We start from the raw sequence: 13695 nt of genomic DNA on the forward strand, positions 1-13695 counted from the left end.
TAGTGTCTTTCAAATAACGCCATCGCTGAAAAAGCTTTTGGCCGATGCATAGGTGCCTTTTATAATCCAATATGGCGTCATTCCTCACTGGAATATAAACCGCCAATAGGATTTGAGACCATCACGGTCGGCACTGAGAGAAACTCTCTCTACTAATTCAGGGCAAGACCAGTAAACGACAGGCTTTAGCAACTGTTTTAAATATCTGAAAACCAACTCATATGCCCTAAATGAGCTGCTATGGTTTATAGGGGTATCTATCATTCGCAGGTTCTAAAGCTGCATAATAAATAACAGTCATTACACCTTTTGCAGATACACAAGTAAAACTTGTCAATAAACGGGTTTTCTTGATTCCTCCCTGCCCGTCGCCATGCATTTATACTCAGCACCGGCATTCAAGCGCACTATTTGCTTCGCCGGTATCCTTTGAGCCAGAATCCGGTTCAGGATGGATATAATTTGGGTAAATCGGGAGGTGAATACAAATGCGCAATGGGGGACAACTCCTCGTAGAAAGCCTGATCGCGTTAGGCGCGAGCAAGAGCTTTGGTGTACCGGGAGAAAGTTATCTGGCGGTGCTTGATGCGCTTCATGATGCGCAAGGCACGCTGGATTTTGTACTTTGCCGCAATGAAGGCGGCGCGTCCTTTATGGCAGCGGCTTATGGTAAACTTACCGGTACACCCGGCTTGTGCTTTGTTACCCGCGGTCCCGGCGCAACCAATGCCTCGATTGGCGTGCACACCGCAATGCAGGACAGCGCTCCCATGCTGCTCTTCATTGGTCAGGTCGGCACTGATATGATCGGCCGTGAAGCGTTTCAGGAAATTGATTATCGCGCAATGTTCGGCACCGTTGCCAAATGGGCAACCCAAATCGATCAGGTTGAGCGTATTCCGGAAATTTTGGCCCGCGCATGGACTGTTGCCACCACTGGTCGCCCGGGCCCTGTGGTTATTGCCCTGCCTGAGGATATGCTGACGAGCCTGAGCGCTGTTGCGCCGCTCACAGCGCCTGCAAATATCAGCGCACCGGCACCGCAAATCGCAGCAATTGATGAAGCTCACAAACTCTTGCAGGCAGCGCAAAAGCCTGTGATTTTGATGGGTGGCACCAATTGGTCTGATGAAGGTCGCGCGGCACTTGAGGCTTTTGCACTTAATTCGGATATTCCGGTTGTGGCAGCATTTCGCTACATGGATCAGTTCGATAATGCCTCATCAGCTTTTGTGGGTGAGGCAGGCGTCGGCATGCTCCCGCATGTTAAAGCACTGCTTCGTGATGCCGACCTTATTGTTGCAATCAATGTGCGCTTTGGCGAGATGACGACAGACGGCTATACGCTGTTAGACGTGCCGGTACCGCAGCAGAAGCTGATCCATGTTCATCCATCAGATGCAGAAATCGGCAAAATCTACGTTCCGACCCTCGGTATTCATGCCTGCCCGAGCAGCTTTGCCAAGGCATTGAAGCCGGTTGAAGGTCAATGGGGTGCATGGCGCTCCGCGGCGCGTGATGCCTATCTTGCCAGTTTCGATGCGCCTGCCCAGCCCTCACCTGTCGATATGGTGACGGTTATGGAATATTTGCGTAACCGCCTGCCGGAAGATGTTGTGCTGACCAATGGTGCGGGCAACTTCACTGTATGGCCAAATAAATTCTTCAAATTCGGTCCGAAAGCACGTCTTCTTGCGCCGCAATCCGGTGCGATGGGTTATGGCGTGCCGGCGGCTGTTGCCGCTAAAGTTGCAGAGCCACAGCGCATGGTAGTGTGCTTTGCAGGTGACGGTGATTTCCAGATGAATTGTCAGGAACTCGGTTCAGCAATGCAAGCCGGCGCCCAGCCGATTATTCTTATTCTGAATAATGGTATTTACGGCACCATCCGCGCCCATCAGGAAAAGCACTATCCGGGTCGTGTATCGGGCACCACTATGGAAAACCCAGACTTCGTGGCTTTAGCAAAATCCTACAATTTCCATGCTGAACGTGTGGAAAAAACAGAAGATTTTGAGGCGGCTTTTGAGCGTGCTGCAGCATCTTTAACCGGTGCTGTGCTGGATCTTAATATTTCGCCCGAAGCCCTGACACCTCGCCAGACATTGAGCCAGATGCGCGCTGCCGCATTTGCAGCAAAGGAAACGGTATGACATCCCGTAAAGACATCAGACTTGGCGCAGATATTGGCGGTACATTTACCGATATTGCGCTCGACATGCACGGCACACTCTACTCAACCAAAGTGCTGACCAATTATACTGCCCCTGAACAGGCTATTCTCGATGGTATCGAGATTGTTACCAAACAAGCTGGCATCAGCCCTGCTGATCTTGATATTGTTATTCACGGCACCACACTGGCCACCAATGCGCTGATTGAGCGCCGTGGAGCCAAAACAGCCTTTATTACTACTGAAGGCTTTCGTGATGTTATTGAAATGCGCAGCGAAAACCGCTTCGAGCAATATGATCTCAACCTGAAATTACCTACACCTCTGGTTGCCCGTGAGCATCGTTTCACAGTATCGGGCCGCATGAATGCGCAGGGTCAGGAATTGCAGGCGCTGGATGAAGCCAAGCTGGAAGAAATTGCCGATGCGATTGCTGCCGGTGGTTTCGGTGCCGTGGCGATCGGCTTTATTCACTCTTATATGAATCCGGAGCATGAGCGCCGCGCCCGTACTATTCTGGAACGCAAATTATCGCTGCCAATTTCAATTTCGGCAGAAGTTTCACCGCAAATGCGTGAGTTCGAGCGCTTTAACACTGTTTGCGCCAATGCTTATGTGCGTCCGCAAATGGCGGATTATCTGGCACGTCTTCAGGTGCGTTTGAAAGAAATGGGCGCGCAATGCCCGGTCTTTATGATCCATTCCGGCGGTAGCCTTATTTCAGTTGAAACCGCGTCAGAATTTCCGGTGCGTCTGGTTGAATCCGGCCCTGCAGGCGGCGCGATTTTTGCGGCCGATATTGCCCGTCAGTTTGGTATCAACAATGTTGTGTCCTATGATATGGGCGGCACAACTGCCAAAATCTGTCTGATTGAAGATTTTGTACCAAAAACCGCACGTACATTTGAAGTTGCGCGTACCTATCGCTTCTGCAAAGGCTCGGGCATGCCAATCTCCATTCCGGTGATTGAAATGATCGAAATCGGTGCCGGTGGCGGTTCGATTGCATGGGTCGATTCTATGGGGCGCATTCAGACCGGTCCTGAAAGTGCCGGTTCAGAGCCCGGCCCTGCCTGTTATCAGCGTGGCGGTGAGCGCCCTGCAATTACTGATGCCGACCTGATGCTGGGTAAGCTTGATCCGGATAATTTTGCCGGTGGTGCGATCAAATTGTCGGTTGCGGATTCAGAAAAAGCCATTGATAAAAATGTCGGCTCCAAACTTGGTCTCAAACCGCTTTCTGCTGCTTTTGGCATTTGTGAAGTGGTTGATGAAAACATGGCCAATGCCGCACGTGTTCATGCGGTTGAAAACGGCAAGAATATCTCTGAAAATATCATGATCGCCTTTGGCGGTGCGGCACCTTTGCATGCGGCACGACTGTGTGAAAAGCTCGGTGTTGAACAATGTCTGATCCCGCAGGGTGCAGGCGTTGGCTCTGCCATTGGCTTCCTCAAAGCACCATTTGGTTATGAGGCACTGGTTTCGCATCTGGCAAAATTGTCGAGCCTCGATCAGGCTGGCGTCAATACTATGCTTGCAGAGCTGAGTGCTGCGGCTGAAAGTTTTGTGCGCAGCGGGTCTGATGCACCGCTTGAGCGTGAAATCACTGCATTCATGCGCTATGCGGGTCAGGGCTGGGAAATACCGGTCACTGCACCGCAGCCACCTTTCAATGATGCTGATATTGATACATTGCGCCAGACTTTCGTCGAAAACTATGCGCGTTTCTTCGGACGTCCGATTGAAGGTGCTGAAATCGAGATCGTTACATGGTCGGTTAAGGTTGAAGTCTCGCAGGAAAAAGCCCCAAGCGGTTCTGTCATCTATGGCGAGCGTATTGTGGAACCTGCAAGTCAGCGCGATGTATTTGATCCGAGCGCCGGTAAAATGCTGCCAACCGGAATTTTTGATCGTGAAACTCTGGCAGTTGCAGACCGCGTGACCGGCCCTGCAATCATTGTCGAGCGCGAAACATCTACAATTGTAACCGCCCCTTTCAATGCTGTTATTCAAAATGACGGCACGATTCTGCTGGTTAAAAAAGGAATATCCGCATGAGCGAATTGGATGAAATCCGCATGCAGGTCATGTGGAACCGCCTGATCTCTGTTGTTGAAGAACAGGCGCTGACCTTGTTGCGCACCGCCTTTTCAACCTCTGTGCGTGAGGCCGGCGATTTGTCTGCCGGTGTGTTTGACCCGAAAGGTCAGATGCTGGCGCAAGCGGTTACCGGAACGCCGGGCCATGTGAATACTATGGCTGAAGCAGTGTTGAATTTTATCAATGAAATTCCTCGCGAAGAGATGTTTGAAGGCGACACATATGTCACCAATGATCCATGGCTTGGCACCGGCCACCTCCATGATATCACTATGGTCTCGCCTTCTTTCCTAAATGGCGAGCTGGTAGCATTTTTTGCTTGTACAGCGCATGTGGTGGATGTCGGCGGCCGCGGTTTTGGTGCTGATGGCAAATCGGTTTACGAAGAAGGTATTCAGATTCCGATTATGAAATTTGCCGAGCGCGGTGCGGTCAACAAAGATCTGATCAAGATTCTGCGTACCAATGTGCGTGAGCCAAATCAGGTTATCGGTGACTTTTATTCTCTTTCTGCATGTAACGAAGTCGGCCACCGCCGTCTTGTTGATATGATGCGTGAAATTGGTCTGGCAACCCTCGATACTCTGTCAGATTTTATCTTCAGCCGCACGGAAGCTGCAATGCGCGAACGCATTGCCCGCTATCCGAACGGCGTGTGGACGAATGAGCTGATAACCGATGGTTATGACAAGCCGATCCGTCTTGGTGCCAAGGTTGAAATGTTTGACGATCGCGTTCATGTCGATTTTTCCGACAGTGACGGGATTAGCAATTGGGGCATCAATGTTCCAATTATTTACACCAAGGCCTATGCGTCTTATGCGCTGAAATGTGTATTGGCACCGGAAATTCCGAATAATGCGGCTTCGCTGTCATTCTTCACGATTTCATCAGCGACCAATATTCTCAACGCACCGCGCCCTGCCCCTGTGAGCTTGCGCCACGTGATTGGCCATATGGTGCCAGATTTGGTGCTGGGTGCATTGGCCAAAGCCTTGCCGGATCAAATTCTGGCAGAAGGTGCCGGTGCGCTGTGGAATATTCATATTTCAGTGCGTCCGGCTGCGGGTCAGGCTGGTACCAATGCTGAAGTTCTGATGTTCAACTCCGGCGGTATGGGCGCACGCCCGACGCTTGACGGTTTGTCGGCAACCGCTTTCCCTTCCGGTGTGCATACCATGCCGGTTGAAGCCACAGAGCATACGGGCCCTATTGTTATCTGGCGTAAAGAGCTGCGTCCGGATTCCGGTGGTGATGGTCAATATCGTGGTGGCTTGGGTCAGGTTATTGAGATCAGCCCTGCGGATAATCATGAATTTGACTTCTCTGCGATGTTTGATCGGGTTAAAGAGGCACCACGCGGCCGTAATGGCGGTGAAAACGGCGCTACCGGCAGTGTTGCGCTGGATGACGGAACTGTGATGCGGCCTAAAGGCTGGCAGCATGTTCCGGCCGGTAAACGTCTTATTCTCAATCTGCCGGGCGGCGGTGGTTTTGGTAATCCGGCTGATCGCAGTATGGAAGCCAAACTGCAGGATAAAGCACAGGGTTACGTCACGGAGGGGAAATAATGTCTTATTTGTCATCACGTTTGGCAGCGGTAAAGCCTTCAGCCTCGATGGCTGTTTCACAGGCAGCCAAAGCGCTTGTGGCTAAAGGTATCGATGTCATTGATCTTGGCTTGGGAGAGCCGGATTTTGCAACACCGGCACATATTACCGAGGCAGCCTATGCGGCTGCCAAGGCCGGCGATACACTATATACTGCAGCTTTGGGCACGCTTGATCTGCGCAAAGCGATTACGCGTAAATTCGAGCAGGAAAACGGCCTCAGCTATACACCGGACGAGATTATTGTCTCGAACGGTGCCAAGCAGATCATTTTCAATGCGCTGATGGCGACATTGGAAGATGGTGATGAAGTCATTGTTCCAACGCCTTATTTCGTCTCCTATCCTGAAATGGTTAAGCTGCTTGGCGGCACTCCGGTTATTGCGCAATGCCGTGAAGAAGACGGCTTTCGCCTCACCGCAGACGTGCTGGAACAGGCGATTACACCAAAGACCAAATGGCTATTTCTCAATGCGCCGGGCAATCCGTCCGGTGCGGTTTATGATGAAGCAAGCCTTCAGGCGCTGGGCGAGGTTTTACAGCGCCACCCGCATGTGCTGGTGCTGTCTGACGAAATTTATGAGCATATTGTTTTTGACGGTGTCGCATTTGTCTCCTTTGGCAAAGCCTGCCCGCAGTTGAAAGACCGCAGCCTGATTGTGAACGGCATGTCAAAAGCCTATGCCATGACCGGCTGGCGTGTGGGTTATGCCGCGGGTCCGCTGCCGCTGATTAAAGCAATGGCAACGGTGCAGAGCCAGTCGATCACATCTGTTTGCTCTATTGCGCAGGCCGCTGCCAAAGCCGCGCTTGATGGCCCGCAGGAAAGTGTGCGTGAATTTTGCGCTGCCTTTCAGCGCCGCCGTGATCAGGTTGTGCGTGGTATCAATGCTATTCAGGGGCTTAATTTGCGCGCACCGCAAGGGGCATTTTATGCCTTTATCGGTTGTGCAGACCTGATTGGCATGAAAACGCCGGATGGCACAATTTTGCAAGATGATGCCGGCATTGCCACCTATCTTCTGAATGAAGGCCGTGTGGCTGCAGTGCCGGGCTCAGCCTATGGCATGTCGCCTTATTTCCGCATATCCACTGCCACATCAGATAGCGTGCTTGATGAAGCTATGAAGCGCATTGCTAATGCTGTCTCCCGTCTTGCTCCGGCTACAAAGGCATAAACAGATGGATTTTGATACCATACTCATCACCGGCGCTGCGGGCAGGCTTGGCACAGAGTTACGGCGCGGCCTTGCGCCGTTGGCTCGTAAATTGCTGCTGACTGACCGTGTGGAAATCAAAAATCTTCAATCCAATGAAGAAGCCGTAATCTGCGAATTAAGCGATGCTGATGCGATAATGAAACTCGCAAAAGGCGTTGATGCCATTATTCATTTTGGCGGTGAGCCGCTTGAAGTGAGTTGGGAGAGAATTCTCAAATCCAACATTCAGGGCAGCTATAATATTTATGAAGCTGCCCGTCAAAACGGTGTTAAGCGGGTTATTTATGCCTCTTCCGTGCATGCCATCGGCTATCACGGACTGGAAGCCAATATTGACACGCAGGCAGCACATCGTCCCGATAGTCTCTATGGTCTGTCAAAGTGCTTTGTTGAAGATTTAGGCCAGCTTTACTGGGATAAATTCGGCATAGAAACTGTGGCTCTGCGGATTTTCTCTTCTTTTCCAGAGCCTGCAGACCGCCGCATGCTGTGGTCATGGCTGTCGTTTGACGATTGCATTCGCCTGGTTAAAGCCAGCCTCACAGCGCCGCGTGTCGGCTTTACCGTGAGCTTCGGTTTGTCTGACAATAAAGTAGCGCCTGTCGATAATAGCAAGGCCGGTCATCTCGGTTATAAGCCGCAGGATAATTCCGAACCTTATCGTGAAGCGATGGAAGCGCGCACTGAGCGTGCTGATCCGCATGCACCGGCAACGCGTATGCTGGGCGGCTGGTTTGTTGATCTTGGTCATCCGGATGATGAGGTTAAATCATGAAGCAGCATTATGATGTAATCATTGTCGGCGGCGCAGTCATCGGCTCTTCGGTTGCGTATTTTCTGGCAGAGAACCCTGATTTTAACGGCTCAATTCTGGTTGTGGAACGCGATCCGACCTATGTTCGCGCGGCGACTTCGCTATCATCATCATCAATCCGTAACCAGTTTTCCAACCCGATCAATGTGCAGATCAGTCGTTTTGGCACCGAATTTATCCGTAACTTTGCCGAAGTGATGCAGGTTGTGGGTGACAAGCCTGACTTACAGTTTCATGAAGGCGGTTATCTGTTTCTGGCCAATACGGCTGAACAGACACAAACCCTGCGTGAAAACCACGAGGTACAGGTTGCCTGTGGTGCTGACGTGGTCTTGTGGGACAAAGACGAGCTGGGCAAAGCGTTTCCGCATCTCAATACGGATGATATTCTGCTGGCTTCCTATGGTCGCTCCGGAGAAGGCTGGTTCAATAATACCGGTCTGATGTATGGCTTTAAAAACAAAGCCCGCGAACTGGGTGCAGACTATATTACCGATGAAGTTGTGGCCATCAACCGTGACAATAACCGCGTAACCGGTATTGTGTTGAAATCCGGCGCAACAATCACATGCGGTACAATCGTTAATGCGTCCGGTGTGAGTGCGGCTTTAACCGCGCGTATGGCTGGTCTTGATGTGCCGATTGAGCCGCGCAAGCGCACGCTTTTTGTTTATGATTGTGCGCAAACACCGGAAGGCACCGCAACTGTCAATGGTGGGCGATTGCCGTTGATGATTGATCCGAGCGGCGTGTTTTGTCGTCCTGAAGGCCGCTTCTTCCTTACCGGTTGCCCACCGGTTGAGGACCCTGCCGTTGATTGGGATGATTTTGAACCGCGCTATGATGAGTTTGAAGAGATTATCTGGCCGGCGCTGGCTGAACGCTCACCTGCATTTGAAGCCATTAAAGTTGTCAATCAATGGGCAGGACATTATGATTTCAATGTGTTAGATCATAATCTCATTGTCGGGCGTCACCCTGAAGTCAGCAATTTTATTTTTGCAAACGGCTTTTCAGGTCACGGCTTGCAGCAAGGCCCTGCCACCGGCAGAGCGGTTTCAGAACTAATTGCTTATAACGGTTTCCGCACTCTTGACATGTCCGACGTCGGATATGAACGTGTGATTGCAAATAAGCCTTTTTTGGAAAAGGCTGTCATATGATAAAAGTGCTGCCAGCAAACTGACAGCACAAGCATGAAGGCGATGGTCTCCATTGATGATTTTTCGGTTCAAAAAGCAGCCTGACAATGAATGAAAGGGTGCCTCGCCTTCCGCCGCTTAATGCCTTGCGGGTTTTTCACACAGTCATTCGCTATCGCAGCTTTCGCAAGGCTGCCGATGAGTTATTTGTCAGCCCGCAGGCGGTAAGCCAGCAGATCAAATTGCTGGAAGATACGCTCGGTATTCCGCTGTTTGACCGTAAAGGCAGAACAGTTGACCCGACAGAACAGGCTATTTTGCTCGCGCATTTTGTGCAGGCAGGTTTTGATGAATTTGCTGAAGGTGTGCGCCGCGTTACCAAAGCCGGCCACCGCAACCGTATCAATGTGAATGCCAGCCCCTATTTTGCCACCCGCTATCTGATGGACAGGCTGGAGCAATTTCGTACCACGATGCCGGGCGTGGTACTACAGCTCACAACTATGGTCGAAATTCCCGATTTTTCCCGCGATGACATTGATGTCTCAATACAATGGGGCTTTGGTGAGTGGGGCGATTATGACAAAACCTTGCTGGTGCGTGATCCTAAGATTATTTGCTGTGCACCTGCATTGGCACATCGGGTTCGTAAACCGGAAGATCTGCTAAGCATGACATTGCTGCATCCGGTTATGGCTACCTCACTATGGCAAAAGGTGCTGCGCCATCTGGATTTGCAAGATATTGAAGCCAAAGGCGATGTACAGTTTCAGGATGCCGCCACCATGCGCCGCGCCACGCTTGCTGGCATGGGCGTAGGCTTGATCTCTGCCATTGATGCAATTGATGATTTACGTCAGGGACGCCTCATTGCACCACTTGGCACTGAAGTTTTGAGCTCGATGAAACAAGAAGAAGTTCCGGGTTTTTATCTGGTTATGCCTCGCGGCTACCGGCGCATAAAGACAATTGCTGCGTTTTGCGATTGGATTCGCGCCGAAGATTGGTCAGCAACTTTACGCCGCGAAATGACCACAGATAATATGATTAGCGACCTCTGAAACGCCTGAAAAACGCTTATTATCATTCAATCTTAAACGTAAACAGCGCAACTGCTCAGGCAGTCTGCGCTGTTTGCGTATGCTGTCGTTTCAAGAATTTTACGCCCAGCATCAACAGTTGTCAGCTGTCAGTCAAAACAAGAAAATCTTGTCATTTTGTTATTTTTCTTGGTTTGGTACGCGCCCCCGACACGGCAATGTAGCTGTGAGGATCGGGAGGAATTATGATATATCAAGTCGCCATGCTTTGCGAAGCATCAGGCTTGCCTGTTTGGCATAGCCGTACAAAATTTGCTTATTCATCCCCGAACCATCTCAAGCATATGCATGTTCCCCGTTAAGAGGGAGCCGGTTCCGGTATAACAACATGCTTAAAAAGATAACTCTGAAGCGAGCACTGCGATCCGGCTTGAGTGTACCCACTCGTGACGGCGTGCAGGCATCCGTATCAGCCTGATAACTTTATCAGGGAATGGTGATGGAAAAGGCGATGCAGCAATCACATAATGATATTAAGCCACTGGTTCACGTGGAGGCGCTTGAGAAGAGCTTTGGTTCGCTCTCTGTGCTTAAAAAGGTGGATTTACGCGTCAATCCGGGCGGCGTATTGGCGATAATCGGCCCCAGCGGTTCCGGCAAAAGCACATTGCTGCGCTGCCTGAATTATCTGGAAATACCCGACAAAGGCCGGATCACACTGGCTGACATTGAAATTATTGCAGAAAAGCATCCATCGCAAAAGCAGATCATGGATTTGCGCCGTGCTGCCGGCATGGTGTTTCAGTCGTTCAACCTGTTTCCGCATATGACTGTGATGCAGAATGTTTCACTGGCGCAAAAACGTGTATTGGGACGCTCGCAAGATGAGGCAGATCAGCGTTCAATCGAGCTGTTAAAGCGCGTTGGCCTTGATGCCAAAGCCAATGAATATCCGCATCGTTGTTCCGGTGGCCAGCAGCAGCGCATTGCCATAGCCCGTGCGCTTGCACTCAATCCGAAGATCATGCTGTTTGACGAGCCGACTTCGGCGCTTGACCCTGAGCTTGGTCTTGAGGTTCTGGCGGTTATGCGCGAGCTCGCAGAAGACGGCATGACCATGATTGTTGTGACCCATGAAATGCATTTCGCTGAAAGTGTTTCAGACCATGTGATGATTATGGCCGATGGCAATATTATTGAATCCGGCCCCAGCAAGGAAATTATGCGTGATCCGCAGACAGAGCGGGCACAGCGTTTCCTTCATGCGGTAAGGGATCGGTAATGGCGGAAATTGCCTTAAACATTATCAAAGGGCTGCCATGGACGATTGCGCTGACAATAATAGCGCTCGCGATTGGTTTGGTGCTCGGCGTACCGCTGATGCTGGCGCGTATTTCAAAGCATTTCTGGCTCAGATTACTCGCAGCCTGCGTTATCACCTTCGTGCGCAGTATACCGCCGATTGTCTGGTTGTTTGTGATCTTTTTCGGTCTTGGGAGCGGATATTTCCGTATCGCGCCGTTTCCTGCTGCAGCAATCGGCCTTGGTCTGATTGCCGCCGCTTATATGGCTGAAATCTACCGTGGCGCCCTGCTCTCGATTCATCGCGGGCAATGGGAAGGTGCGGCTGCACTCGGCATTCATCCGGTGCGGATGTGGATCGACGTGATCATACCGCAATTGTTTCGTGTGGCGCTGCCGGCAATGGCAACTTATGCCATTGGCCTGCTCAAAGATTCCGCTATCGCCTCCACTATCGGTGTAACGGAACTCACTTTTTATGCCAATCAGTCTTCAATGGCCACATATCGCGGTCTGGAAGTGTTCAGCTTTGTTGCGCTTCTTTATATCGCCCTCAGCCTGCCGGTTGCATGGATGTCACGTAGCATTGATGCCCGGATGCGAAAGAAGGTGTCTGTATGATCGTCCAGTTTTTAGAACAAGCACAAAACTGGCTGCCGCAAATGCTGGGCGGCCTTAAAATCAGCCTGATCGTTACCGGAGCCAGTCTTGCTATCGGCATTCCTTTAGGTTTTTTTCTTTCGCTCGGGGTGATGTCAAACTCGAAATTAACCCGCAATATTAATCTTGCTGTCGTTGAAATCGGACGCGGTGCACCCTCGTTAATTTTGCTGCAATTTGCTTATTTTGGATTGCCTTCCGCCGGACTGACACTGACATCGTTTGGCGCGAGTATATTGGCACTGAGCTGGACAACAGGCGCCTATACGAGTGAGATTATTCGTGCCGGACTGCAATCTGTTCCTGCGGGGCAGCGTGAAGCATCGCTGGCAATCGGCCTCACCCGTCTTGATATGATGCGCTATGTGGTGGTGCCGCAGGGATTACGCATTGCTATTCCTTCGCTGCTCGGTTTTGCCATTCTGATCTTTCAGACCACATCCCTGTGCTTTGCCATTGCTCTGCCTGAGTTGACAAGCCGGGCTTATGAAATTGGAACCAATACGTTCCAATATTTACCAGCGTTAATTTTAGCTGGTCTTCTCTACCTGGTTATCTGCATACCGGCGACATTGCTTGTAAGCTTTGTCGAGGCGCGTTCTCAACACTAATTTCTAATAATAAACCAACAATCAATCGGGTATAAACAAAGGGGAACACAATGAAAAATATCAAAACACAGCTTTCACTGGCACTCGCACTTGGTCTTGCCGGCACAGCACTGGCCGGTACGCTGGCAGCGTCAGCGCAAGATTGTACACCAATGCACAAGATTACGACGGTTGAAGCCGGTTACCTCACCGTTGCTGCACCAACCTTCCCGCCTTTTTCAATTCCAAAAGGCGAGTTTGATGTTACCGGCGTTGATGGCGAAATTGTTAAAGAAATCGCCGCCAGAGAGTGCCTTAAGATCAAAGTTGCACCGGTTGAATATGCGACCGCCATCCCTTTCGTATTGTCAGGTCGTGCGGATGTGGCTATCGGCAACTATTACCGCACCGATGAACGCTCCAAAGCAGTCAACCTCTCTGCACCGCTTTATCTTGACGAAATGGGACTTTACTCCAAAGAAGGCGTGACCACTGTTGCACAGCTTGAAGGCCGTAATGTTGGTACTGTTCAGGGCTATCTCTGGGTGAATGAACTGAAAACCATTCTTGGTGACAAGTTGAGCCTTTATAACAATTATATTGCGCTGTATCAGGATCTGGAAGCCGGACGTATTGAGATTGCGATTGATGGCATTGCTGTTGGCACTGCTGCACAGCAAGGCGGCGCACTCAAAGGCATCCAGATTAAAGCATCAGAAAAAGATGACCGCGTACAGGCGTCTGTCTATCCGGCACAGTGCGGATTGCCGCTTTCTAAGAACAATCCGGAGCTGCTGGCAGCCGCTGACGATATTGTTGCCGAGCTACACAAATCCGGCCGCATCGTCGAAATTCTCGGCCAGTTCGGACTTTCCCCGAGCGCGGCAGATGTCGGTGAACCACGCCTGATCAAATAAGACCTGATAATTTAAAGTGCTTTAGCCCTGCTGCGCATATGTACAGCAGGGCTTTTCTATAAATAAAATATATCACAGCTTTCATTTGAATAAATCAGTGGTAAATTAATCATCAAGATTAAAT

Annotated in this window: 11 protein-coding genes; all 11 read left to right on the forward strand. The window is 50.7% G+C overall.

All coding sequences use genetic code 11. The features are described 5' to 3' along the window. Positions 1 to 488: 488 nt before the first annotated feature. The gene (locus tag MP213Fo_RS00500) at positions 489 to 2153 is read left to right on the forward strand and encodes a thiamine pyrophosphate-dependent enzyme (protein ID WP_421089756.1); all 1665 of its coding nucleotides are present in this window, start codon (positions 489 to 491) and stop codon (positions 2151 to 2153) included. After that, the gene (locus MP213Fo_RS00505; protein ID WP_421089757.1) at positions 2150 to 4234 is read left to right on the forward strand and encodes a hydantoinase/oxoprolinase family protein; all 2085 of its coding nucleotides are present in this window, start codon (positions 2150 to 2152) and stop codon (positions 4232 to 4234) included. Before MP213Fo_RS00500 ends, MP213Fo_RS00505 begins: the two co-directional genes overlap by 4 nt. After that, positions 4231 to 5847: a hydantoinase B/oxoprolinase family protein gene (locus MP213Fo_RS00510; protein WP_421089758.1), complete on the forward strand. Its 1617-nt coding sequence runs from the start codon at positions 4231 to 4233 to the stop codon at positions 5845 to 5847. The genes MP213Fo_RS00505 and MP213Fo_RS00510 overlap by 4 nt, the downstream gene beginning before the upstream one ends. Continuing rightward, positions 5847 to 7064 (forward strand): pyridoxal phosphate-dependent aminotransferase, encoded by a 1218-nt coding sequence (locus tag MP213Fo_RS00515; protein ID WP_421089759.1) that lies wholly within the window; start codon positions 5847 to 5849, stop codon positions 7062 to 7064. Before MP213Fo_RS00510 ends, MP213Fo_RS00515 begins: the two co-directional genes overlap by 1 nt. Before the next feature lie 4 nt (positions 7065 to 7068). Continuing rightward, positions 7069 to 7881: an NAD-dependent epimerase/dehydratase family protein gene (locus tag MP213Fo_RS00520; RefSeq protein ID WP_421089760.1), complete on the forward strand. Its 813-nt coding sequence runs from the start codon at positions 7069 to 7071 to the stop codon at positions 7879 to 7881. After that, a complete protein-coding gene (locus MP213Fo_RS00525) occupies positions 7878 to 9083 on the forward strand; it encodes an NAD(P)/FAD-dependent oxidoreductase (RefSeq protein WP_421089761.1) in 1206 nt (401 codons plus the stop codon). The genes MP213Fo_RS00520 and MP213Fo_RS00525 overlap by 4 nt, the downstream gene beginning before the upstream one ends. 98 nt (positions 9084 to 9181) lie before the next feature. Further along, complete coding sequence (locus MP213Fo_RS00530) at positions 9182 to 10123, forward strand: LysR substrate-binding domain-containing protein (protein ID WP_421089762.1); 942 nt, start codon at positions 9182 to 9184, stop codon at positions 10121 to 10123. 490 nt (positions 10124 to 10613) lie between these two features. Continuing rightward, the gene (locus tag MP213Fo_RS00535; RefSeq protein ID WP_421089763.1) at positions 10614 to 11384 is read left to right on the forward strand and encodes an amino acid ABC transporter ATP-binding protein; all 771 of its coding nucleotides are present in this window, start codon (positions 10614 to 10616) and stop codon (positions 11382 to 11384) included. Continuing rightward, positions 11384 to 12025 (forward strand): amino acid ABC transporter permease, encoded by a 642-nt coding sequence (locus MP213Fo_RS00540; RefSeq protein WP_421089764.1) that lies wholly within the window; start codon positions 11384 to 11386, stop codon positions 12023 to 12025. Before MP213Fo_RS00535 ends, MP213Fo_RS00540 begins: the two co-directional genes overlap by 1 nt. Further along, positions 12022 to 12675 (forward strand): amino acid ABC transporter permease, encoded by a 654-nt coding sequence (locus MP213Fo_RS00545; protein ID WP_421089765.1) that lies wholly within the window; start codon positions 12022 to 12024, stop codon positions 12673 to 12675. Before MP213Fo_RS00540 ends, MP213Fo_RS00545 begins: the two co-directional genes overlap by 4 nt. A 50-nt stretch (positions 12676 to 12725) precedes the next feature. Continuing rightward, positions 12726 to 13571 carry a substrate-binding periplasmic protein gene (locus MP213Fo_RS00550; RefSeq protein WP_421089766.1) on the forward strand — a complete coding sequence of 282 codons (846 nt, stop codon included), beginning with the start codon at positions 12726 to 12728 and terminating at the stop codon, positions 13569 to 13571. The last annotated feature ends 124 nt before the right edge of the window (positions 13572 to 13695 follow it).

Source organism: Pseudochrobactrum mosebachae (genome assembly GCF_048914685.1).
GTDB lineage: Bacteria > Pseudomonadota > Alphaproteobacteria > Rhizobiales > Rhizobiaceae > Pseudochrobactrum.